Here is a 21,753-nt window from a genome sequence, read left to right on the forward strand (position 1 = left end):
CGCGCCAAGCAGGTGTAGAAGTCCAGGGCTTCGTAGCGGTCAAAGCAGTAGCCCGTACCGATCCCCTTGCTGGGAATGTGATGGCTGACCGTATCCACCAGCCCTCCTGTGCGGCGGGCAATGGGCACACACCCGTAGCGCATGGCGATCATCTGGCTGATGCCACAGGGTTCAAAGCGGCTGGGCATCAAAAAGGCGTCTGCTCCTCCGTAGATCAACTGGGCCAGTTGCGGCTGGTAACCCTGTTGATAGGCCATTCTGCCCGGGTGCCGCTCGGCCATCTCCCGGAGCCGCCCCTCGTAGTAGGCTTCGCCGCTGCCCAGCAAGACAAATTGTGAATCGCTATAGGCCAAAAAGCGATCCAAGGTTTGGATGAGCAGATCGATCCCTTTCTGTTCCACCAAACGGGCCACCATGCCCATCAGGAACACGTCGGGGTTGACGGTCAAGCCCAGGCGGGCCTGTAACGCGGCTTTGTTTACCGCCCGACCGCTTAGGTCGTCGATACTGAAATTAGCCTCAAGAGCGGGATCGGTGCGGGGATCGAACTTCTCGGTGTCGATCCCATTCAGGATCCCGCGCAGGCGCTCTCCCTTCCAGGCCAGCAGATCCTGTAGGCCCTCTCCATGGAGGCTGGTGCGGATCTCCATGGCGTAGGTGGGCGAAACCGTATTCACCTGGTCGGCATAGAGGATCCCGGCAGCCATGGTGTTGTGGGCGGAAAAATACCAGGGCAGCCAGGTCATGCGTTCCAGTTGCCAACGCCAGGGCCCTTGATAGGCCAGGTTGTGGATGGTAAAGACGGTGCCGATGTCAGGAGCCTGGTGCATCCAGGCCGGGATCATGCCGGTGTGCCAGTCGTGGCAGTGGATAATGTTGGGCCTCCAGGGGTAGTAGGTCCAGGCAAACTCGGCCACGGCATTGGCGAAGAAGGTAAAGCGCCAGAACTCGTCCTCGCCGTAGTAGATGCGATGGGGGGCAAAACAGTAGTGGCTGACCAGGTAAAGGGGCACATCGGTGCCGGGCAAAACGCTTTCGTAAATATCGGCCACCTGGCCCATGACCTGTTTGGACCAGATGGGATCCTTGGAGCGGGGATATTGCTCCGGTTCTGGGCCGAACTTGTCCCAGAGAAACCCGTACAGGGGCATGATGATGCGCACATCCTGACCCAGCTTGCGCAAAACGACGGGCAGGGATCCCACCACATCCGCCATGCCCCCCACCTTTGCCAGGGGTGCTGCTTCCGCCGCTGCAAACAAAATCCTGGCTTGCACCACAATGCCCTCCCTATCGCGATGACCTTTGTTTTGCTGAGGCGGACGGCTCCCGGCCCAGTTCCCTCGGCCAAAACCCTCCCCATCCTAAAACACAAGGGATCCCTATGCCGGCCAAGCTGGGGCAGAGCCCTATCGTAGACCTTGTTGGACTGCTGGCAGAGGTACTCCAGTAGGGCTACTAGCTTTCTGTCCTGAATCAGAACCTGCTGACAGCCGTAGTCTATGGTTGCTGAGTGGTGAGCCAAAGCTATAGTAACGACCCGCGTCATTGGTGAGCAGCTAAAGCTGCTCGAAGGCTTTTCTACCCCGCACTACTTGCGCTAGCAGGACGGAGGGCTACTAAGCTACTCTGCCGTGTTGAATTTGATTTTCGTAAGATAGAAGAACAGAGGCGCTTAGAAATACTGTGGGCGCCGCTGCATTGCACTTTATTGGCTTCATGGGTTGCAAGGCGGCTGGGCTCGCAAGCGGGCGCAAATGGCCTGCCAAACCTGTTCGGCTAACTGGGACGGGCTGGTTTCTGACCGGATGGGCACCCGCACGTCGGCCTGGGCGTAGAAAGGTTCTCGCTCCTGCATTAGCCTTTGCAAAGCGGCCTGGGGATCGCGGGTTTGCAACAGGGGCCGTTGGCCGGGATCCCGGCTCAGCCGTTGCCAAATGAGCTCAGGGGCCGCATCCAGCCAAACGGTGAGGCCGTGGTGCAAATAGCTCCAATTCTTGGGCCTCAACACGATGCCGCCCCCCGTGGCAACTACCAGGCGGGTGTAGCTGCTCAACTGGGCCAACACCTGGGTTTCCAGCTCCCGGAAGTGGGTCTCCCCCTGCTCGGCAAAGATCTGGGTGATGGAACAACCTGCCACCTGCTCCACCAGCACGTCAGTGTCAAAAAATGGGCAGCGCAGTTGGGCTGCCAGCTCAGCTCCCAGTGTGGACTTGCCGCTGGCCATCATCCCAACTAAGTAGACATTGGCGCCGCGAAGGCGCTTGGCTTCTTCTGGGCGGATCATGAGGTGGGAGAGAGGCTAGCAGGATCTAAACATAGCCATGCTCGGCTAGAAACTCCAGGGAGACGTTGCTCTCCGGCGGAGCCAGCCCTAATAATTTTTCCACATACTTGCCCAGTATGTCCGCCTCCACGTTCACCGGATCCCCCACCTGCAGCAAGGAGAGGTTGGTCTCGCGGTAGGTCTGCGGGATTACCGCCACTTTGAACCAGCAGCCTCCCTGCCGCACCTCGGCGATAGTCAGGCTCACCCCGTTCACTGCCACGCTGCCTTTGGGCACGATGTAGCGACCGATCTCCGCCGGCACCTTGAAGCTCAGCTCCCAGGCGTTGCCAGTGGCAGCTTGATCCCACAGTTGTCCCACCCCATCGATATGGCCGCTAACGAAATGCCCCCCTAACTTGTCCCCCACCCGTAGGGACGGCTCGAGGTTAACGGTGCGCGGGCCGGATCCCTGGCCCCAAACCGAGCGGCGCAGCGTTTCCGGCGAGACATCGGCCAAAAAGCCATCGGGCAGGATCTCCACTACCGTCAGGCAGAGGCCATCCACCGCCACACTATCGCCATAGGCCAACTGCGGCTGTAGCTCTGGGCAGGTAACCCGTACCTGTGAAGAGGAGATCAACTGAGCTGTACCCAAACTGCGCACCAGACCTGTAAACATGGCTTTGGCCTCCTTGGCTCTCCTTACTAGGCCTTGGCCTGATCCCCAAAGGGGAAAAGGTATCCCAGCCCTGGGCTGGGCGGATTGGTTTTGGCTCCTCGGGGAGAGCGGGGGGAGGGGTGATCTTGCTGCTGGGCCAAGAGTCGCTCCACCTCGGCATTGAGCTGGCTTTCGCTAAAAGGCTTGGTCAGGTAGCCGGTTGCTCCCGACCACTTGCCGCGGATGCGATCCAGCAAACTATCCCGCGAGGTAACCATCAGGATAGGAAGGGACTTGAACTCTTCCAGGCTGCGCACAACGCGGCAGAGTTCTAGGCCGTCGATCCCGGGCATGGCGATGTCCATTAGTAGCAGGTGAGGCCGGTGCTGAAACAAGAGGGGGAGCACCTCGGCAGGGTTGCCCGTTGTAATCACGTGATATTTGGAGAGGGACTGCCGCAGGATTTCTTGCATCACGACACTGTCGTCCACCGCCAAGAGGGTTGTGGAAGCGTGGCGCTTGGCCTGCAACAGTTCTGGGGGCGTTTGCAGGCTCACCAGACCTTTTTTGGCCCAGGCAGCGAAGAGGCTGGCCACCTCCAGCCGATCCCGACACAGCTTCTTGGCAATGGCCTCCAGTGACTGGCCATCCTTGGTGAGGGCGTGCAGCTTTTGCCGCTGTTCGTCGGTGAGGCGATAGCGGTTGACCCGATCCCAGTTGACCACTGGCACCGCCAGCAGCGTGGGGATCACCGCCTTCAACTCCGCCCAGCGGTCGTGGCGGCGAGCCGCTTCTTGCAGCAGCGGTTCCAACTCAAACCCGCCAATGGGGGCTTCTTGGGCAACCCGTCCCTGCACTTCAAAGGAACAGGTGCCTGCCCGCTCAAAGAGATAGCGATCGAAATCGGTGAGCAGGTTAAGCCAGAGGGCGTCTTCCAGCTCACCTGGCTTGATCAGGCCCAACTGGGCGATGGCCTCTAGCAGTTCCGGCAGGGAGTTGTCTTTTATCAGCCGCTCCTGTAGCACTCGGATAGCCCGCTGTGACCATTCCAAGTTGAGGCGGGGAATAAAGCGGGATAGGCGCTTTAGCAGGATCTGGGGGTTGAGGGGTTGATCGGCGGAAAAGAGCAGCCTGCCGTAGTAGTAGGTCAGCACCCAAGGCTCCGTGCCCTCAGCGGGATCTCCCCCTTTGAGGTGGAGGTGCAGATAGCCGGTGGTAAACCGTCGCGCTTGCTGCCTGAGCAGGGGCGCCAGTTCCGCCGATGCAAACACAAAATGGGACATGTGCTGTCCTCCGGGCCCACCTCTCGAGGCCAAATGAGTATGAATTCACCTCGGCCACACACCCAAGCTTGCAGAGGAAGCCGTGATTCAGGGCTGCTTCATCTCATTATGGTTTCTTCACCAAAGAGAAACACAAGCAGAATAAGCAGAACTCTGGGAACCCTTTTCTTCTCTCGAGGCCAGCAGCCACCCGACCGGAACCGCTTCAAGGCTCAGGCTGGGCTCCCGGCTGCAACAAGGCCCGTCGGCTACGAGTTTAGAGTCTCTCGCTGGGCCTGGAGCAATTCCTGGATGCCGGCCTGGGCCATATCCAACATCTGCAACAGTTGCGAGCGGTCGAAGCAGCCGGCTTCGGCGGTGCCCTGAATCTCGATCAAGGCTCCCTGCTCGTTCATGACAATGGTCATGTCCACTTCTGCTTGGCTGTCCTCCTCGTAGCACAAATCCACCAGCACCTCGCCTCGCACGATCCCCACCGAAAGGGCCGCCACCTGCTGCCGCAAGGGGGATCCCTGCGCCGGATCCAGCAGCCCCTGTTTGTAAAGCCAAGTGATGGCGTCGTGCAGGGCCACATAGCCACCGGTGATCGCGGCGGTGCGCGTGCTGCCATCGGCTTGCAGGACGTCTGCATCGACGGTGATGGTGCGGGATCCCAGCCTGTGGAAATCCAAGGCGGCGCGCAGGCTACGCCCGATAAGCCGTTGGATCTCGGCGGTGCGGCCTGAGACTTTTAGCGTTTCTCGCGGCTGGCGCTGTTGGGTGGCGGTGGGCAGCATGCGGTACTCCGCCGTCAGCCAGCCTTGGCCGGTGTTCTGCAAAAAGGGGGGAACCTCTTCGGCCACACTGGCGGTGCAGAGGACATGGGTATCGCCAAACTTCACCAGCACTGAGCCCGGAGCGTAGCGGGTGAAGTGACGCTGAAAGGAAATCGGGCGCAATTGGGCAGCCGTGCGACCATCGGGGCGTTGCCAGCTCATGAGCAGTTCAAAATAAGGATCCCTCGCATTGTCAGTCATGTCTACCAGAGGCAGCTCACGGCTTGGAATCTCTACAGAAGTGCCGCCGGCGCCTTGACAGGCGGGGGTCTGGAGGATCGCAGCCGTGGGCCGGTTGGGCAGGTTCCAGTTGAGCAGGTTACAGTGTAAAGAAGTTCTTAACTCTCACCTCCTGCTGTTGCTATTGTTGCGGCAAGACAATGCTGCAAGAGCAGTCCTGCGGGACAACGGCAGAGACAGGAAGCGACAAGGACAAGATTGCCCATGCTCCACCCCCTGCTGCAACAGCTGCGCCGATCCACTCTGGAGCCCCTGCAGGACATCCACTGGACGCCGGAACTGTTCGGGATCCTGCTGGTGTACTTTGTGCAAGGGGCGGTGGGGCTGGCGCGGCTGGCTACCAGTTTTTACTTGAAGGATAGCCTGGGCCTCGGCCCAGCGCAGGTGGCGGCGTTGATGGGCTTTGCCGTGATCCCCTGGACCCTCAAGCCGCTCTATGGGCTCCTGTCGGATATGCTGCCGCTGGCAGGCTACCGCCGCCGTTCCTACCTCTTGCTCTCTGGGCTGCTGGGATGTGGGGCTTGGCTGGGGATGGCCCTGTGGGCGCCAACGGCTGAGTGGGCGATGCTGTGGATGGTTTTGGGATCCCTGGCGGTGGCGGTGGGGGATGTGATCGTGGATTCGCTGGTGGTGGAGCGGGTTCACGGCAGCGACTGGTCGGGGACAGGCACGCTGCAGTCTTTGTCTTGGGGGGCGACGGCTTTCGGATCCCTGCTCACTGCCTATACCGGGGGGGCGCTCCTGGCCCACTACCCGCCTCAGGTGGTGTTCGGGCTGACGGCCTTGTTGCCGCTGCTGATTGCCCTGGCGGCTTGGGTAATTGTGGATCAGCCGGTGGCCTGCTCCTTTGGCTGGGATCCCTTGCGGCAGCAGGTGGGACAGGTGTGGCGGGCGCTGCGGCAACCCAGCATTCTCTTGCCGGTGTTGTTTGTCTTTCTCTGGCAGGCAACCCCCAGCGCCGATGTAGCCCTATTTTACTTTGTAACCACCGATCTCGGCTTTGGGCCGGAGTTTTTGGGACAGGTGCGGTTGGTTACCAGCATCGCCAGCTTGGTGGGGGTGGCAATCTTTCAGGTGTATCTGCGGCGGATCCCGCTGCGGCCTCTATTTGGCTGGATGACGGTTCTTTCGGCCGGGCTGGGCCTAACCAGCCTCATCTTGGTCTATCACCTCAATCGGGCTTGGGGCATCGACGATCACTGGTTTAGTCTGGGGGATAGCTTGGTGCTGACGGTGGCAGGGCAGATTGCCTTTATGCCCGTGCTGGTCTTGGCTGCCCGCCTCTGCCCGCCAGGGATCGAAGCTACCCTCTTCGCCTTGCTGATGTCGGCTTTTAACCTGGCGGGGTTTCTCTCTCAAGAGTTGGGATCCCTGCTCATGCACGCGCTGGGGGTAACCGAGAGCGATTTCAGCCATCTGGGGCTGCTGCTGCTGCTAACCAACCTGTCCACCCTCTTGCCGCTGCCGCTTTTGGGCTGGCTGCCGGAGGGGGGCACAACCCTTGCGGGAGCAGATCTGGAGGCGGAGGCCCACGCTTCTCTCGAAGCCTTTTTACGGGAGGTGCGCGCGGAAGAGGACGAGGCAGGGATGGAGGCAATCCCTTTGGGAGAGACGGACATAACCTATTCCTGAGGGGCTGGCTGCCAATCAGACGCATTCCTAAAAGCACCCCTCACCCCCAGCCCTTTTCCTAGAGGGAGAGGGGAGCTAGGGATGGAGGCAGCCTTCGGCATGCTTAAGGGCGAGCCATCAGGTGTACTGGCTGATGTCTTCCCCGGCCTCTGCCAGGAAGGAGAGGGCGCGGCAGCGCAAGGCCACCACCTGGTCGTAGAGGGGGTTGAGCTTGCACAGGGGGGGGATGTGTATCACCTTGCGGCCAAACAGCACCACCTCCCGCTCAAAGGGGCACTGGCCGGGGATCATACGGCACAAGAAGCGGGCTACCTTCGCGTCGCGGACTTGGATGCCGTCCAGCCACTTGCGCAAGGGAGCCAAAAGGTCGGTATAGCCGCTCTCGGCCTGAGCCTCTGCCGGCAATGGCGAGGTGGCGCCCTTATTGACCAGCGTGGCCCCGAGCAGATGGAGCTGGGGAAGCTCCAGTCCAAAGGCAGCGACCAACTGGTGCAACAGGCGGTCTTCTGGCTCGGAATATACCCCGTCGGCAACGGCTGTCATCACCGCCGTGCGCAGGAAATCTTGCCGCAACTCCGGCTGTAGCTGGGCCGCCAGTTCCTCAGGAGAGAGGGGAGCGAGATCTTTCCCCTGGTCTTCTGGCCAGTCGGAGCGGATGAGATCTTCGATAAGTCGCTGCTCTTCGGGGCTATATTCTCCATCGGCCCAAGCAATGCTGAGCAGCCCTCGTAACCAAAGCTGCGCCTGTTGCGGCGAGCACTCCCTGGCAGAAGCAGGCTTGGCACCGGTAGACATAGGGATCCCCCCGATCTGGCTTACCACCATTTTAGGGGGCTGCAAGGCGGATCCCGAGGGCTGAAAACCCGCCTCGCGCGGGGATCCCCGACCAAACCCTGGGAGGCTGCGGCAAAAGCTAGCGAATGTACTGGGCCAAAGCCCGCGAAGGATGGCCTAGACGCAGCTTGCGCAGAGCATCCCGCTCAATCTGGCGAATCCGCTCCCGCGTCAAGTTAAAGTGATCCCCCACTTCTCGCAGGGTTCTCGCCTTTTGCCCATCCAGCCCATAGCGCAGTTCCAACACCTTCCTCTCAATTGGCTTTAGGGCTTGCATGGCAGAACGCACATCTTGCCGCAGGGATTGCACCAGGATCCCTTCGAAGGGTTGCTCCTGCCGCTCATCTGGCAGCAAATCGCCAAGGCGGCTTTCCCCCTCCTGGCCGACTGGCACATCCAGCGACAGGGGCAAAGCAGCAGCCTGCTGGATCATGCGCAACTTTTTAACCTTGATACCCAGCGCCTCGGCCAGCTCAGCTTCTGTGGGCCGTCGCCCTCGGGCTTTCATCAGCTCGCGGTTGGTGCGCTTGAGCAGACGCACTTTGTCCACCATATGCACCGGCAGGCGAATCGTCCGGGCTTGGTTGGCAATGCAGCGGGTAATGCCCTGGCGAATCCACCAGTGGGCATAGGTGCTGAAGCGAAAACCTCGCTCGGCATTGAATTTCTCAGTGGCCCGAATGAGACCCATGTTGCCCTCTTGGATCAAGTCCAAAAAGGGCACCCCCCGGTTGAGGTACTTCTTGGCCACACTGACCACCAGGCGCAGGTTGGCGTTGATCAGCTTACGCTGAGCCTGCTCCCCCTGGCGGATGCGGGAGCGCAGGGTAGCCACAGGGATCTGCAGGGCTGCCGCCAGTTCCTCATCGCTGGGATCCTGCCCCCGCTGTTGCCGCCATTCCCTGCGGGCCTGATCGATGAGCAGCTTCTGCTGAATTTTGCGCGACAGCTCGATCTCCTCCGCGTGATCGATGCGGGGCACCCGACCAATTGTATTCAAGTAGTGATCGACGGCGTCTTCATTCAGCCGCAACCCGCTGGCGCTCGGCTCTAGGTCGGCCTCTGTAGCTGGATCCTGAGAGGCAGACTCAGCATCAAGCCACAGATCGTCAAGCTCCTGACGGGATGAGGCAATGTCTTCTTCAGGATGAGGACGAGAGAAAACCACGGCCCAGTGAGGAGAAAACGTCACCTCCTAGTCTAGAAAAGTTTCTCCCCCTGCCGAGAGCGAAAATCGATCATGGCCCTCTTTTTTGCCCGGAAATTTTTCCGGCTGGGTGCGGGAGTGGTAGGGATCCCATCTGCCAAGTTCTCGCCAGCAGAGCATCCTGCGCGAAAACATCCATAAGCGATTTTCGATCTAGACCTTGTGTAAGATATCCAGGGGACAGCTAGCTTGCCTGCTGCCGAGCAGGATCCCACAGGTTCTATAACAGGTTCTATAAAGTAGTAAAGAAGGGAAGGGGTAGCCTTGCCAGCATAGGCTACCATGGGCCGCCGGGGGAGCCATCGGCTTCCTCAGCCTGGACAAGAATATTCACAATCTCTTGCTCCTATGGAGTCTAACCTCAACCAGCACCCTCCATCGGCCAACTTGATCGGAGAGCGGGTGCGCTGGGTAAGGGAGAAGCTGCAACTGACCCAAGATCAACTGGCGGGTCGTCTGGCCAAATACGGTGTGCAGTTGGACTACGTCAAGATCGGCCAGGTGGAAAAGGGCAAACGACGCGTCATCGACAAAGAGCTGGTGGCTTTTGCCAAGGCGCTGGGGGTCTCGGTTACCTGGCTGCTGAGCGGCGACGAATCTCACCTGTAGCGCCTCCGGGGAAGCACCATGTACCGTTATTCAGGATCCCTGTCATTATGCGTGAAAGCACGCAAGCCTTTTTGCGCTTTGCCCCTGTCCTCGTCCAAGTATCCATGTAAATACTGAAGCATAGCTATAAGTCCGCCTGTCCAGGCCAAGCCCTGTCTCTGCCTCAGCTCTCCTGTGACCCAGGGGAAGTCCAGTCCTCGCCCTGGAGAAGGTGCAGGTTCTCCCAAAAGGGATCCAGATCACGGGCGGCTTCACAGCTTCATCTAAACTTGATATTGTTAATTTGGTGTAAGACAACCTCCTTCTCTCTGCTTGTGTGAGGTTGAGGGATGCTCTCTTTCTTTTTCGACCGTTTCAACGGCGCCAGCAGTCGGCAAAGCGGAGCCCATCGGGTTCTCCCTAGCAAAGCCACCAGCGCGCAGCGGATCCCGAATCGCATGTCTGCTCCCCACGAGGTGCTCAAGCGGGAAAAGCAAGTGCAGCGGGAGCGGGAGTTCGCCGAGATGGAGCAAAACATCAGCCGCATCCACTACTTTTACCGGAAGGCAGACATGCCCCTGGAGATGCGGCAGCTCCTCACCTACCGCAAGCTGATGGCGCTGGACTACTTTACTCCCCAGGCAGCGAAAGAGCTGATCAGGCAGTGGCAGCAACAAGAAGAGCGAGAACAAGAACGCCGCAAGGTCTAGAGGCCGTTTCCGCGCCAGACCCGTCGCAGGGGTAGCAATTGCTACAGGTATAGTTCGTCCAGAAGCTGCAGCAGGACAAAGCAGAGCCCGGCGCTGCCCAAAGGCACGGTCAGGTTATCCAGCCCCCACCAAGAGAAGACCTCTAGGCCCATGGCTATGCCTCCCGCCAAAAGGCTGATGGCGAGCAAGGAGGGAGAAAAGCCGAAGTACCCCAGCAGTAGCGCCGCAATCACCAAGCTGCTCACTGCCCACATGGTCAGGGATCCCTCCCAACTTTTTTGAATGGATCCCAGTTGATAGGGGTGCTTGCCCCAAGTTTTGCCCACCAAGCCCGCTAGCGCGTCGGCCCAGGTCATCACCAAAATGCCGATCACCGCAAATACCTGTCGCTGCGGCAGCCAAAACCAATACAGCAACAGGCCAATGCTGACAGCATAGAAAAAAGTGCCGAAGCTACGCCGCCCGACCCCATTCAAGCTAGGCAAAATAGCCACCCGGTAGGAGAGCAGCGCCAAGCCAGCAAACACCAAGGAAAATCCCACCCCGAGCCAGCGGGGCACCTGCAAAGCCCAGGCCAGCAGAATGATGTTGCCCACACCGATATGGATGACTTTGCGCACCCATTCCCCATCCACCTGTCGGGAGCGCAGCCATTCCGCCAAGGCAAATACAGAGGCCAGCCAGAGAGTGTAGTAAGCAAGCTGCTGGGTCAGACCCATGAGCTGGCCTCAGAGGGTTTTCAAGTAGCTGAGCAAATCTGCCATCTCCTGGGGATCCGGCTGAAACTGGGGCATGGGCGGAGTTTTGCCACTGGTTACCTGATGAATGATAAACCGGTCAGAGCGGCGGCTGCTAACTCCCCGCAGGCTGGGGCCCACTCGGCCATCGGCTTCTTCTCCATGACAGGCAGCACAGTTGAGGGCAAACAACGAAGCACCATGGCTGGGCTGACCCTCTAGGCTGAGGACGGCTTCAGTGTAAGGATCCAGCCCAGCTCCTGCAGCCAGCCAAATCCAGGTGAGGATTGTCAGACCCACAACAGCCAAGCCCAATCCAAGCTTTGTCGCCCAGCGCCCTGCCAGCAGCGCTTGCAAAGCGTGGAGGAACGGTTGTGGACGCTGCGGGGAGGGAGAGCGAAGCGAGGTTCGCTCAAGCCCACACTCACCGTCACCAGAGGGGCGAGAACTGTCCGATCCAGCGATGTCTGAGAGGAAGGAAGGCACAGACAACCCTGAGAGAAACCGTTTCAATAGTTTACATTTCCATCAATACGATAGCTCAGGGGCTTCTTTCTGCCAACAATCTGTAACGGTATTTACTTTTTCTTAATTATTTGCTGAAGCTGTCTGAGGTTTAGGTTTCTCTGGGATGAGCCGGTGGGGAAACAGGCGCTGCATGGCTTCTGCCTGGGCCCAGGGATCGGTGTTGAGGCTGTGGATGACGTTGGCCCCTTGCAAGTAACTGCGGAGGCGATAGCCAACCTGCAGGTTTCCATAAATAACAACGGCTGCTACCTGCTCCCGCCGCCGCCCTAGCCAATCCACCACATAGTTGGGCAGAGGATCGCGAACAAAGGCTTGGAAAATCCACTGGCCGCTGCTGTTGTTTAGAGCTGCCTCCAGCAAGCTCAAGGGGGTAAGGGAATGGCTAAGCAGAGGAGGAAGACCCAAGCTGGCGGGAATGCTCAGGGCAGGAGATTCGGCTAAAAGCACTGCTTCAGGACCCAGGGAGAGATCCTGCCAGATCCAGTTCCAACTGCCGGGCGGCAAGGGCAAAGGCAGGGGTTGGCCGCCTGTCACTCCACCGCGGGCCATGGCCGCCTGACAGGGGGCAATGTCGCTCTCTGCTAGAAGGGATCCCAACTGGGCGACTCTGGGCAGATGCGGACGTGTGCCGAACAGCTTGGCCAAAGGCGAGTCCTTGGCCAGGGGATCCCCCAGCAGCAGGGGCTTTAGTTGCTCGTCGGAAAAGCCGCGGTTGAGGGCCGGGTCAGTGGGATCCTTAGCCCCCATCCAGCCGGGTACCAGGCTGAAATCTGTTTCCGCCAGGGCCGGCCACACTTGCTTGAGCAGGGCGGAGGTGGAGGGAAAAAGCCGCTGTTTGGCCCGCAGCACCCGCGTCACCGATTGGGCAATGGCCTGGGCGTCTAGGGATCCCTGCTGCACGGCTTCCACAATGGTCGCCACAGCCGCCAAAGGATCGGGAGGGGCCAAAAGGAGGTCAGCGCCGGCCTGGAGGGCCCGCACTGCCAGTGGGCAGGGAGAGGACTCCGTCTCACTGACGCGAACAGCCAGCTCGGCCAAGAAGCCCTGATCGAGGCCCTCGACCACAGTCAGCCCACTGAACCCCCATTCTTGGCGCAGCAGTTGCGTTAGCCGCCCCGGCAAAAAAGAGATTGGCCAGCGCTCATCCCACTCTGGCAGCACCACTGGCGCAACCGAGATGGCCCCCACCTGCTCCACCAAGCCGCGGAAGGGCAGCCAAGGCCCCTCCTGCAGCTCACTCAGGGCCAGCCTCAGGCGAGGACACCAGGGGACATCGGTTGACTTTGGCTGCAGCGCTGCGCCTGCTGGTAGAGACTCCACCCAATCCCGGCCGGGGAAGGATCTGGCAGTGGTCAGGATCCCGCCGGGGACGGCTTGCTCACATCCGCGCACAAAGGCCCGCGCCAGTTGCAACGCCAGGTGCGGCTCCTCCGCCAGCGCCAGCTCTGCTGGGCTTTGCCCCAGGGGCTCAGTCACCGGGCCAAGCAGCCAGTTAATGCCGATGGCCGCTGCCTCCCGCGCCGTGATCCTTCCCCACTGTTCTGCCCAGCGCTCGGCTTCGGATCCCAGGCGGCTTAGGCCCAGGGGGTGGGGGAAAGAAGTAGCCCCCGCCAGCGCCAGGCCGCGACTGGCCTCGGCTGCCACCAAAAGGGGCAGGGCAGCCCAAGACTGCGCCTCCTCGATCAGCAGCAGGGCCTCTGCCACATGGCCCTCAGTAATCCAGAGGCCCCCGATCCCCACCTCTTGGATCAGTCGCTTGAGGACCTCTCGGGGAGGAGACTGGGATCCCAGGCGGGCCGAAACCGGCACCACCAGCAGTTGGGCCACCTGCCGTGCTAAGGACAAGGGCTGCTCAAGGGCAGCGACCGGGGATCCCGAACCACTCATGGACACCATCAGCAAGGGGAAAGCGAGGGGATCCTATCCTTTGCGAAAACGCCGGGCAAGCGCAAAGATCCTAACCCCTCTGCCGGCTGCCGAAACCCTCAACGCCTTTGGGAAGCCCGGCAGCGGTCGCAGGTGCCGCAGGGCAGGCCGGACTGGTTCTCAGGGTAGCCAAAATGTTGCAAAATTGCCTGCCAGCGACAGCCGCGGCTGTGGATGAAGTCCTCCATCCCCCGCCAGGGATCCTCCCGCCGTGGCGGTTGCCAGCGGCGGTGCAGCACCTGGAAGTGAAAGGGATCTGGCCAGTGCAGACAGCCCATTTCCTGTAACAGGCCCAGGGCCACCCGTGTCTCCCCGGGGGGCAAGTCGGCATAGGATCCCTGGGAGGGCAGAGTTTGGAGCAAACGCCGTGCTTGGGCCAGCAGGCGCTCCTGCTGGGAATAGAAATAGGCTTGGCGCTGGCGATCGGTGGGATCCAGCAGGCCCGTCGGCTCCGAGACAAGCATGAGGGCCCGGCAAGGGCCACCATCCCGCCCGCCCCGCCCCACCTCCTGCAGATAGTCCATCAAGTTAGGGGGCGGGTGAAAGTGCAGCACCCAACGCACGTCCGGCTTGTTGATGCCCATGCCAAAGGCGTTGGTACAGACCAAAAAGCGCAGCTTGCCCTCTAGCCAAGCCCGTTCCAGCTGGCGGCGGGATCCCGCTTCCAGCCCGCCGTGGTAGGTGGCGGTTTTCTGGTTTTGTCGGCCCAGCCACTCGGCCAGCTCCTCCCCATCCCGGCGGGTGCGCACATACACCAGGCCCGAGCCGGGGTTTTCGGCCAGGAAGCGCAGCAGGCGGCGACGGCGATCCGCTGGGCTCCAGGCCACCTCCACATTGAGGGAGATATTGGCCCGCAGGGGATCGGCGCGGATGCACTCCGGCTGCTGTAGCCCTAGGATGTGGCGCAGGCGGTTGAGGGTTTCGGGATCGGCGGTGGCAGTAAAGGCAGCGATGGGAAAGGCAGGCTGGCCCAAGGCAGGACGCACTAACCCCAGGCGGCGGTAGTCGGGCCGGAAGGATCCTCCCCAGTGCACCAAGGTGTGCGCCTCGTCCACCATGAGGCCGTTGATAGGCACCTGTTGCAGCCGCTCCCAGACCGGCGGGCTAAAGAGGGTTTCCGGCCCTAGATAGAGTAGACGCAGCCGATTCTCCGCCAACGCCCGCAACACTCGCTTGCGCAGAGCCGGTTCCAGCTCGCTGTGCAGACAGGCTGCCGGCAGACGGCGCCTCCAGAGATCCTGAACTTGGTCCTCCATCAGGGCAATCAGGGGTGAGACCACCAAGGTCAGGCCTGTCTGCAGCAAAGCCGGCAGTTGAAAACACAAGGACTTGCCAAAACCCGTCGGCAGCACCACGAGGGCATCCCGCTTCTCCAGCAAGGCGCGGATTACCCGATCCTGGGGCGGCCGCAGCGCCTCGTAGCCCCAGTACCGCTTGAGGGCAGAGTAAACCTGCTGCCAATCCTGCAAACGGCAATCCCCTTTGCCGCGATCTCTCTACCTACAGCAATCTACAGCGACTTCCTCGAGGGAAGTTCCAGGCCACTTCAGATCCTCCCAAAGGAAGAGGGGGCAGGGGTGAGGGAAACCCCCTGCCAGATCCACTCCCTAGGCTGGACGGCTGGGATCGGGGCTAGCGGGGAAGCGATGATGCCTGCTCAGGCTGGCAAGGTGGGGTTGCAGTAGCCATAGGGCAGCAGGCTTGTGCGATGCTAGAGGTGGGGTGTTCCTGCTGCTTTGGTTCCCATGACTGCCCTAGATTCCACGTGCTCGCTCCAGCCCAGAGTGGCTTTTGTTCACCGTCGCACAGCAGAGACGGACGTGCAGGTTCGCCTCAACCTCGATGGCAAGGGGCAGCACGAGATCGACACGGGGATCCCCTTTTTGGACCACATGCTGGCCCAGCTCAGCACCCATGGGCTGATTGATCTCCAGATCAAAGCGGTGGGGGATCTGCACATCGACGATCACCACACCAACGAAGATGTGGGCATCACGTTGGGACAAGCCCTAGCCCAGGCGCTGCAGGATCGGCGCGGCATTTACCGTTTTGGCCACTTCTGGGCGCCTTTGGATGAGGCCTTGGTGCAGGTGGTACTGGATTTTTCCGGACGCCCCCACCTCAGCTACGGCCTGGAGCTAACTGTGGAGCGCATTGGCCGCTACGAAACCCAGTTGGTGCGAGAGTTTTACCAGGCATTGGTCAACCACGCCCAGCTGACCCTGCACATCCGCCAGGCAGCCGGCCTCAATGCCCACCACCTTGTTGAAGCCAGTTTCAAAGCCTTTGCCCGCGCTCTGCGCATGGCCGTAGAGCGGGATCCGCGCCGACAGGATGAGATCCCCAGCTCAAAAGGAGTGCTGTAAACTTAACTCCTGCCTGAGCTGGGGACGGCGTGGCTGGCCAAAACAACACTGCCGCAGGCGGGCCAACTCCGCCTCACTGAGATCCTGCCACTGGCCGGGAGCCAGTCCCTCCAGCGAGAGAGGGCCCAGCCGCACTCGCACCAATCGCAGAGTTGGGATGCCGACAGCGGCGGTCATGCGGCGCACCTGGCGATTGCGACCTTCCCGCAGCGTCAGCTCCAGCCAGGTGGTGGGGATGGAGCGGCGAAAGCGAATGGGCGGATCCCGCGGTGGCAAGGGTGGCTCTTCGGTGAGAACCCTCACCTGGGCAGGGCGGGTTTTCCGCCCCTGGATGATCACCCCTTTTTCCAACTGTTGCAGAGCCTGCGGCGTGGGGATCCCTTCCACCTGCACCCAGTAGGTGCGCTCGTGGCCAAACTTGGGATCGATGAGGCGGGCGTTGAGGCGACCATCGTCGGTTAGCAGAAGCAGACCTTCGCTATCTCGATCCAACCGCCCCACCGGATAGACCCTGGGCACCGGGATGAAAGACTTGAGGGTTGGCCGCCCCTGCCGGTCGGTAAATTGGGTGAGCACGCCGTAGGGTTTGTAAAACTTGAGGTAGCGCATGGCAAAAGGGTGGATCCCGTCTTTTAAGGTTGGGCAGAGCAGCTTCAACGGTAAGATCAAGTCTTGAGGGCAGCGTTTCCCCCTGGCGGCAGAGTTTGACGGATCTCACCTCATGACGATAGACAACAATCTACTCTGGGTTTTAATTGGAACGGCAGGGCTCTCCCTTCTCAGTCTGGTGTACGTGTGGGTGGATGAGGGGATCAAACGGCGCCGCTACGAGCGGCAAAAGCAGGAAGAGGCTGCCCAAGCTGCTGCTGCTGCCCCCGAGCCCACCGCCACAGAGCCAAAAGCCGAGCTCGAACCCTCCGCCTCTCTCCAGGAGGCAGAGGTAGCGCCTAATACACCCAATGCCCCAGCCGCTACCTCCGAGCCGCTTGCCGATACCGCCGCTAGAACAGAGGAGACGCCGGAGGCCACCCCTTGAAGCTGCTCTTCCCCCGTTTTGCCTAAGTCGGCAGGTGGGCTAACCTGAGACAGGACGGCCAACGGGATCCCTATGTTGCGCCTGTTGCGGATCGAGAACTTCGCCCTCATCGAGCAGTTGGAGATCCCCTTTCGGGCGGGGCTGAATGTACTCACGGGAGAAACAGGGGCAGGCAAATCTATCATTCTCGAGGCTCTCGATGCCGCGCTAGGGGGGCCAGCTCGCACTCTGCGCAGCGGCAGCGAGCGGGGCCTAGTGGAAGCCGTTTTCCAGCCCACGGCCGCCCTGGAGGCCTGGCTAGAGCAGGAGCAAATTGAGCCTTTGGAAGAAGGCCTGGTCTGCAGCCGCGAGCTGGGGGTGCGCAACGGCAAGCTCAGCAGCCGCCTGCGAGTCAACGGGGTGCTGGTGAACAAGGCTCAGATGCTCAGCCTGCGCTCCCACCTGATGGAGATCACCGCCCAGGGTCAGACAATCCAGCTCCAGTTGCCCCAAACTCAGCGCCGCTGGCTGGATGCCTTTGGCGGCGAAGAGCTGTTGCGCCTGCGCCTAGAGGTGGCAGCTTGCTACCAAACCTGGAGCCAGCTCAAAGCAGAGATAGCATCCCGCCAACAAAACCAACAACTGCGGCTGCAGCGGCTGGATCTCCTGGAGTTGCAAGCCCAAGAACTGGCTGCCCTGCGCCTAGAGGATCCCGGCGAACTGACCAAATTGGAGCGGGAGCGGGAGCGCCTAGCCCACTGCGTGGAACTGCAGCAGCAGAGCTATGCCCTCCACCAACTGCTCTACCAAAACGACAGCGGCTCGCCAGCTATTGCTGACTTGTTGGCCCAAGCCGAGCGGTTGCTGCAGAGCATGGCTCAACGGGATCCCGACCTAACTCCCCTCCTCGAACTGGTTAGCAGCGCCCTCGTTCAGGTGGAGGAGGCCGGACGGGAGCTGCTGCGCTACGGCGAGACCCTGGAAGCAGATCCCAGTCGGCTAAACAAAATTGAACGGCGCCTTGCCCAACTGCGCCAGGCCTGCCGCAAATACGGCCCCACCCTGGCCGAGGTGATGGCCCACGCGCAGCGGGTGCAGGCAGAGTTGGCCCAACTGCGGCACGAGAACACCGACTTGGAGGAACTAGAGGCGCGGCTAGACCAGGCAGCCCAGGAGCTGGAGCGCCACTGCCAGGTGCTTTCCCACCTGCGGCAGCAGGCGGCCCGGAAACTGGAAAAGGCCCTCATTGAGGAGCTCAGGCCCCTGGGGATGAGCGGCGTGCAATTCCAGGTGCAAATCCAGCCAGGATCCCCCACCGCCGAAGGGGTGGATCAGGTGAGCTTTTGGTTTAGCCCCAACCCCGGCGAGCCCCTGCAACCCCTGGCGGAGATTGCCTCCGGCGGCGAGATGAGCCGTTTTCTACTGGCCTTAAAGGCGGTGTTCAGCGGCGTGGATCCGGTGGCTACCCTGGTTTTTGACGAGATCGACGTTGGCGTATCCGGCAAGGTGGCGCAGGCCATCGCCGCCAAATTGCACCAGCTGGCCCGGAACCACCAAGTTCTCTGCGTTACCCACCAACCCCTGATTGCCGCCCTAGCCGATCACCACCTGCGGGTTTACAAAGTGGTGCAAGAAGGGCGGACCTGCGTGCGGGTGGATCCTCTGGGAGAGAGGGAGCGCCGGGAGGAATTGGCCCAACTGGCCGCTGGCCACTCCGCCCAGGAGGCAATGGGCTTTGTGGAAGCCCTTCTCAAGCAGGCAGTCCAACTGGCCAGCTCCGCTTAGCTCCCCTCTCCCTCGAAGAGAGGGGCTGGAGGTGAGGGCCTCAGCCCCCCAAAAACAGCTCCAGCACTTGGGGATTGCGCAACAGGTTGGGGCCAGTATCCTCAAAGCGGTTTTCTCCCATGGACAAGACGTAGCCCCAGTCCGCTATAGCCAGAGCCTGCTTGGCATTTTGCTCCACCATCAGGATACTGACGCCAAGGCGGTTGATCTCCTGCAGGAGAGCAAAGGTCTGCTCAACGTACAGGGGCGACAGGCCAGCAGTGGGCTCGTCCAGTAACAACAGCCGGGGCTCTGTCATCAACGCCCGCCCCATGGCCAGCATCTGCCGCTGCCCACCGGAAAGGGATCCCGCCGCTTGCTTTCGCTTCTCCTTTAGGGGCGGAAACAGCTCATAAACCCGCTCCAGTTGGGCAGTGTAGTTATCGCGCCGGATAAAGGCCCCCATCTCCAGGTTTTCCTGCACCGTGAGGGAGGGAAAGACATTGTTGGTTTGGGGCACAAAGCCAATCCCCCGCCGCACCAGTTGCTCGGCAGGGAGATGGGTGATGTCAGAGCCTTGGAAGAGCACCCGGCCAGAGTGGATGGTGGCCAACCCAAAGAGGGACTTGAGCACCGTGGATTTGCCCGCGCCGTTGGGGCCGATGATGACCACAATTTGGCCCGGATTGACCTTGAGGCGGATCCCTTTGAGGATGTCCACGCCGCGGTAGCCGCTGTAGAGATCTTGAATCTCTAGCAAAGGGGTCATGGGGGGGATCCCTCCGGCGAGACGGTGGAGGCCGGCCCAGAGCTGAGGGCATCCGCCAGGGCAATGGATCCGAGATAGGCCTCACGCACGGCTGGGTTTTGCTTGATTTCCTGCATGGATCCCTGCGTCAGCACCCTCCCCCCCGCCATGACCACCACATGGTGGCAAAGGCGAGTCACCAGATCCAGGTCGTGTTCGATGATGCAGAAGGTGCAGCCGCGCTCACGGTTGAGGTACTCGATAAAGCACATCAAGTCCGCCAGCAGGGTGCGGTTGACACCAGCCCCTGGCTCGTCCAAGAGGATGACCCGCGCGTTCGCCATTAGAGTACGTCCCAGTTCCAGCAGCTTCTTTTGTCCGCCGGAAAGGTTGACCGCCAGTTGATCGCGTAGGTGGATGAGGTTGAGCCGTTCCAAAACTTCTTCAGCCCGAGCCTGAAGCTGGCGCTCTTGCCGTTGCACGCGTCGCCAGCGGAACCAGGTGTTGAACAGGTTCTCCCCCGCCTGCTCAGGAGGGACGACCATCAAGTTTTCTAGAACGGTCATGCGGCCAAACTCCCGCGGGATCTGGAAGGTGCGCACCAGCCCGCGGTGGAACAGGCGGTGGGGAGGCAGGCCGGTGACATCTTCCCCATCCAGCCAAATGCGGCCGCTGCTGGGTCGAATAAACCCGGCAATGATGTTAAAAAGAGTTGTTTTCCCCGCCCCGTTGGGGCCGATCAAGCCCGTGATCCGGCCAGCTTCGATGCGGAAGGAACAGCGATCCAGGGCATTGACGCCGCCAAACTGTTTGGAGATGTTGTCGATAACAATCACGCTGCTGCTCTGGGAAAACTCGATTACCCAACGGATCCGCCATTGTATGAACTTTTATCGTAGGATAGCGAGCCCTATTTAACCAAACTCGGGAATAGGTTTGCCAAAAAGCTACTCCTTGGGGGTTGGGCTGACTCTAGGAGGGAACTCTCCGAGGTGAGCCAACGTCTGCTTCTGTACCATCAACTTTTGGGAATCGCAGTTTTATTCCCTCATTGGAGGTTCTTGGTTATGTCCTCTGTGCACAAACTGACCCGGCGGGCCTTCGCAACGGCGGCAGCTCTGACGGCGGCGGCGCTGGCCACCACCCTGCTGCCGAGCACAGCTCAGCAAGCAGCCCAAACCCCGATCAAAATTGGAGCGCTGCTGTCTTTGACAGGCGACCTGCAAGCCTATGGGGAAAACTGCCTCAAGGGCATCAAGCTGGCCCTGGATCAGATCAACGCTGCTGGCGGCGTCCTCGGATCCCAAATCCAAGTGGTGGAGGCGGATGACCAAACCTCAGCCCAGCCGGCTATCGATGCTGCCCAGCGGCTCGTGAATGTGGAGAAGGTGGCCGCCATTATTGGTGCTTTGGGCAGTGGCGTTACCATCCCAGTGGCCACAACAGTAACAGTTCCCAGCAAGATTCCGCAGATTTCGCCCGCTTCTACTGCTCCCAGCATCACCACCTTGGACGACAATGACTTCCTGTTCCGCACCGTTCCTTCCGATGCTTTCCAAGGGGTAGCCCTGGCGCAAATTACCCGCGAAGAGAAGCTGGATCGCCTGGCGGTTATCTACATCAACAACGACTACGGCCAAGGGCTGGCCGACAGCTTCAAGGCAGCCTTTGAGAAGCAGGGAGGCAAGATCACCAAGGCTGTCCCCTACGAGCCCGGCAAAGCCTCCTACCGCGGCGAGCTGGATCAGCTCAAGGAAGGGGATCCCCAGGCCCTAGTGGTTATTGGCTATCCAGAAAATGGTGCGGTTATCCTGCGGCAGGCTTTGGAAGGGGGGCTATTTGACCGCTTTGTCTTCACAGACGGCATGCGCTCTCCCGATCTGGCCACCCAGGTGGGGGCGGACAAGCTTGAGGGATCCATCGGCACTTCGCCCCAGGCCCTCACCGATAGCAAGGCTTACCAGAGCTTTGCCGAAGCCTACAAAACTACCTACGGGGAGCTGCCCCCCACGCCTTACATTGACACCGCCTACGACGCCGCCTTCCTCTTGGCTCTGGCCATTCAAAAGGCCGGCAGCACCGATGGCACCGCCATCCGCGATGCTCTGCGGCAAGTGGCCAATCCCCCCGGCACCGAGATCCTGCCAGGAGAGTGGGCCAAGGCGGTGGAGCTACTCAAGAAAGGGGAGGACATTGACTACACCGGTGCTTCCGGCTCGCTGAACTTCGACGAGAAGGGAGACGTGGCTGGAACCTTTGCCCACTGGACTTTTAAAGAAGGAAAGATCGTGGATTTGCAGGTGTTTGAGCCGGAAGGCTAAGAGTCTTTAGGCCGGTGGTGCTCGGCTTGGCCGGGCCAGTTCCCGCCTAAGCTCAAAAGCGGGGGTCTGCAGAGAAGACTTTTGCAGGCCCCTGTTTTTTGGGGAAGATCAA

21 protein-coding genes are annotated in these 21,753 nt (G+C 60.7%); 7 read left to right on the forward strand and 14 right to left on the reverse strand.

The window, feature by feature from the left end; translation table 11 throughout:
- From glgA to rph, 5 genes are all read right to left on the reverse strand, one after another.
- Nucleotides 1-1,217, reverse strand: a 1,217-nt coding sequence (gene glgA / locus NW835_RS07175; protein ID WP_414414923.1) for a glycogen synthase GlgA, incomplete at its 3' end; no start/stop codon positions are given.
- 500 nt (nt 1,218-1,717) lie between these two features.
- Nucleotides 1,718-2,287, reverse strand: a complete 570-nt coding sequence (locus NW835_RS07180; protein WP_414414911.1) for a shikimate kinase — start codon at nt 2,285-2,287, stop codon at nt 1,718-1,720.
- 25 nt (nt 2,288-2,312) lie between these two features.
- Nucleotides 2,313-2,948, reverse strand: a complete 636-nt coding sequence (locus NW835_RS07185) for a riboflavin synthase (RefSeq protein WP_414364035.1) — start codon at nt 2,946-2,948, stop codon at nt 2,313-2,315.
- Between the two features lie 26 nt (nt 2,949-2,974).
- Nucleotides 2,975-4,210: a response regulator gene (locus tag NW835_RS07190; protein ID WP_414385232.1), complete on the reverse strand. Its 1,236-nt coding sequence runs from the start codon at nt 4,208-4,210 to the stop codon at nt 2,975-2,977.
- A gap of 248 nt (nt 4,211-4,458) precedes the next feature.
- Nucleotides 4,459-5,187 carry a ribonuclease PH gene (rph, locus tag NW835_RS07195; protein ID WP_414364052.1) on the reverse strand — a complete coding sequence of 243 codons (729 nt, stop codon included), beginning with the start codon at nt 5,185-5,187 and terminating at the stop codon, nt 4,459-4,461.
- A 282-nt stretch (nt 5,188-5,469) separates the two neighbouring features.
- On the opposite strand from rph, the gene NW835_RS07200 reads away from it, so the two are divergent.
- Nucleotides 5,470-6,897: a folate/biopterin family MFS transporter gene (locus tag NW835_RS07200; RefSeq protein ID WP_414414912.1), complete on the forward strand. Its 1,428-nt coding sequence runs from the start codon at nt 5,470-5,472 to the stop codon at nt 6,895-6,897.
- Nucleotides 6,898-7,014: 117 nt separating this feature from the next.
- Here the strand turns inward: NW835_RS07200 and NW835_RS07205 are convergent, their stop codons facing one another.
- A complete protein-coding gene (locus NW835_RS07205) occupies nt 7,015-7,692 on the reverse strand; it encodes a Mo-dependent nitrogenase C-terminal domain-containing protein (protein ID WP_414414913.1) in 678 nt (225 codons plus the stop codon).
- Between the two features lie 118 nt (nt 7,693-7,810).
- The gene (locus tag NW835_RS07210; protein ID WP_414364031.1) at nt 7,811-8,923 is read right to left on the reverse strand and encodes an RpoD/SigA family RNA polymerase sigma factor; all 1,113 of its coding nucleotides are present in this window, start codon (nt 8,921-8,923) and stop codon (nt 7,811-7,813) included.
- Nucleotides 8,924-9,286: 363 nt separating this feature from the next.
- Here NW835_RS07210 and NW835_RS07215 point away from each other — a divergent pair, with 363 nt between their 5' ends.
- Together NW835_RS07215 and NW835_RS07220 are read left to right on the forward strand one after the other, a co-directional pair.
- Nucleotides 9,287-9,547, forward strand: coding sequence for a helix-turn-helix domain-containing protein (locus NW835_RS07215; protein WP_041438621.1), 261 nt, complete (start codon nt 9,287-9,289; stop codon nt 9,545-9,547).
- A 329-nt stretch (nt 9,548-9,876) separates the two neighbouring features.
- A complete protein-coding gene (locus NW835_RS07220) occupies nt 9,877-10,236 on the forward strand; it encodes a hypothetical protein (protein WP_414364030.1) in 360 nt (119 codons plus the stop codon).
- A gap of 41 nt (nt 10,237-10,277) precedes the next feature.
- On the opposite strand, the gene NW835_RS07225 is transcribed toward NW835_RS07220, so the two are convergent.
- The 4 genes from NW835_RS07225 to NW835_RS07240 form a co-directional block, all read right to left on the reverse strand.
- The gene (locus NW835_RS07225) at nt 10,278-10,955 is read right to left on the reverse strand and encodes a diacylglycerol/polyprenol kinase family protein (RefSeq protein WP_414364029.1); all 678 of its coding nucleotides are present in this window, start codon (nt 10,953-10,955) and stop codon (nt 10,278-10,280) included.
- Nucleotides 10,956-10,964: 9 nt separating this feature from the next.
- Nucleotides 10,965-11,282, reverse strand: a complete 318-nt coding sequence (locus tag NW835_RS07230) for a c-type cytochrome (protein WP_414364028.1) — start codon at nt 11,280-11,282, stop codon at nt 10,965-10,967.
- A 279-nt stretch (nt 11,283-11,561) separates the two neighbouring features.
- The gene (locus NW835_RS07235) at nt 11,562-13,388 is read right to left on the reverse strand and encodes a glycoside hydrolase family 3 N-terminal domain-containing protein (RefSeq protein WP_414414914.1); all 1,827 of its coding nucleotides are present in this window, start codon (nt 13,386-13,388) and stop codon (nt 11,562-11,564) included.
- A 98-nt stretch (nt 13,389-13,486) separates the two neighbouring features.
- Complete coding sequence (locus tag NW835_RS07240) at nt 13,487-14,896, reverse strand: RecQ family ATP-dependent DNA helicase (protein ID WP_414414915.1); 1,410 nt, start codon at nt 14,894-14,896, stop codon at nt 13,487-13,489.
- A 276-nt stretch (nt 14,897-15,172) separates the two neighbouring features.
- Here NW835_RS07240 and hisB point away from each other — a divergent pair, with 276 nt between their 5' ends.
- Entirely contained in the window at nt 15,173-15,793 is a 621-nt protein-coding gene (gene hisB / locus NW835_RS07245) for an imidazoleglycerol-phosphate dehydratase HisB (protein ID WP_414378334.1), read from the forward strand.
- Here hisB and NW835_RS07250 read toward each other — a convergent pair.
- Complete coding sequence (locus NW835_RS07250) at nt 15,776-16,402, reverse strand: pseudouridine synthase (protein WP_414378345.1); 627 nt, start codon at nt 16,400-16,402, stop codon at nt 15,776-15,778. The two genes, hisB and NW835_RS07250, sit on opposite strands and share 18 nt — an antisense overlap.
- A gap of 112 nt (nt 16,403-16,514) precedes the next feature.
- Between NW835_RS07250 and NW835_RS07255 the strand changes: the two genes are divergently transcribed.
- Both NW835_RS07255 and recN read left to right on the forward strand, forming a co-directional pair.
- Nucleotides 16,515-16,829, forward strand: a complete 315-nt coding sequence (locus tag NW835_RS07255) for a hypothetical protein (RefSeq protein WP_414364025.1) — start codon at nt 16,515-16,517, stop codon at nt 16,827-16,829.
- A gap of 72 nt (nt 16,830-16,901) precedes the next feature.
- The gene (recN, locus tag NW835_RS07260) at nt 16,902-18,593 is read left to right on the forward strand and encodes a DNA repair protein RecN (protein ID WP_414414916.1); all 1,692 of its coding nucleotides are present in this window, start codon (nt 16,902-16,904) and stop codon (nt 18,591-18,593) included.
- Between the two features lie 40 nt (nt 18,594-18,633).
- Here the strand turns inward: recN and NW835_RS07265 are convergent, their stop codons facing one another.
- Together NW835_RS07265 and NW835_RS07270 are read right to left on the reverse strand one after the other, a co-directional pair.
- The gene (locus NW835_RS07265; RefSeq protein ID WP_414414917.1) at nt 18,634-19,341 is read right to left on the reverse strand and encodes an ABC transporter ATP-binding protein; all 708 of its coding nucleotides are present in this window, start codon (nt 19,339-19,341) and stop codon (nt 18,634-18,636) included.
- The gene (locus NW835_RS07270; RefSeq protein WP_414364022.1) at nt 19,338-20,156 is read right to left on the reverse strand and encodes an ABC transporter ATP-binding protein; all 819 of its coding nucleotides are present in this window, start codon (nt 20,154-20,156) and stop codon (nt 19,338-19,340) included. Before NW835_RS07270 ends, NW835_RS07265 begins: the two co-directional genes overlap by 4 nt.
- Nucleotides 20,157-20,387: 231 nt before the next feature.
- On the opposite strand from NW835_RS07270, the gene NW835_RS07275 reads away from it, so the two are divergent.
- Nucleotides 20,388-21,641 (forward strand): ABC transporter substrate-binding protein, encoded by a 1,254-nt coding sequence (locus tag NW835_RS07275; protein ID WP_414364021.1) that lies wholly within the window; start codon nt 20,388-20,390, stop codon nt 21,639-21,641.
- The last annotated feature ends 112 nt before the right edge of the window (nt 21,642-21,753 follow it).

It is taken from the genome of Synechococcus sp. OH2, from assembly GCF_047462155.1.
Lineage (GTDB): Bacteria > Cyanobacteriota > Cyanobacteriia > Thermostichales > Thermostichaceae > Thermostichus.

Excerpts from the sequence above, each read along its gene's own strand:
- NW835_RS07255 (WP_414364025.1), top strand. The coding sequence starts at position 16,515 with ATGACGATAGACAACAATCTACTCTGGGTTTTAATTGGAACGGCAGGG.
- NW835_RS07275 (WP_414364021.1), top strand. The coding sequence starts at position 20,388 with ATGTCCTCTGTGCACAAACTGACCCGGCGGGCCTTCGCAACGGCGGCA.
- rph (WP_414364052.1), bottom strand. The coding sequence starts at position 5,187 with ATGAGCTGGCAACGCCCCGATGGTCGCACGGCTGCCCAATTGCGCCCG.
- NW835_RS07190 (WP_414385232.1), bottom strand. The coding sequence starts at position 4,210 with ATGTCCCATTTTGTGTTTGCATCGGCGGAACTGGCGCCCCTGCTCAGG.
- NW835_RS07235 (WP_414414914.1), bottom strand. The coding sequence starts at position 13,388 with ATGAGTGGTTCGGGATCCCCGGTCGCTGCCCTTGAGCAGCCCTTGTCC.
- NW835_RS07225 (WP_414364029.1), bottom strand. The coding sequence starts at position 10,955 with ATGGGTCTGACCCAGCAGCTTGCTTACTACACTCTCTGGCTGGCCTCT.
- NW835_RS07220 (WP_414364030.1), top strand. The coding sequence starts at position 9,877 with ATGCTCTCTTTCTTTTTCGACCGTTTCAACGGCGCCAGCAGTCGGCAA.
- NW835_RS07265 (WP_414414917.1), bottom strand. The coding sequence starts at position 19,341 with ATGACCCCTTTGCTAGAGATTCAAGATCTCTACAGCGGCTACCGCGGC.
- NW835_RS07250 (WP_414378345.1), bottom strand. The coding sequence starts at position 16,402 with ATGCGCTACCTCAAGTTTTACAAACCCTACGGCGTGCTCACCCAATTT.
- NW835_RS07200 (WP_414414912.1), top strand. The coding sequence starts at position 5,470 with ATGCTCCACCCCCTGCTGCAACAGCTGCGCCGATCCACTCTGGAGCCC.
- hisB (WP_414378334.1), top strand. The coding sequence starts at position 15,173 with ATGACTGCCCTAGATTCCACGTGCTCGCTCCAGCCCAGAGTGGCTTTT.
- NW835_RS07215 (WP_041438621.1), top strand. The coding sequence starts at position 9,287 with ATGGAGTCTAACCTCAACCAGCACCCTCCATCGGCCAACTTGATCGGA.
- recN (WP_414414916.1), top strand. The coding sequence starts at position 16,902 with ATGTTGCGCCTGTTGCGGATCGAGAACTTCGCCCTCATCGAGCAGTTG.
- NW835_RS07185 (WP_414364035.1), bottom strand. The coding sequence starts at position 2,948 with ATGTTTACAGGTCTGGTGCGCAGTTTGGGTACAGCTCAGTTGATCTCC.
- NW835_RS07205 (WP_414414913.1), bottom strand. The coding sequence starts at position 7,692 with ATGTCTACCGGTGCCAAGCCTGCTTCTGCCAGGGAGTGCTCGCCGCAA.
- NW835_RS07180 (WP_414414911.1), bottom strand. The coding sequence starts at position 2,287 with ATGATCCGCCCAGAAGAAGCCAAGCGCCTTCGCGGCGCCAATGTCTAC.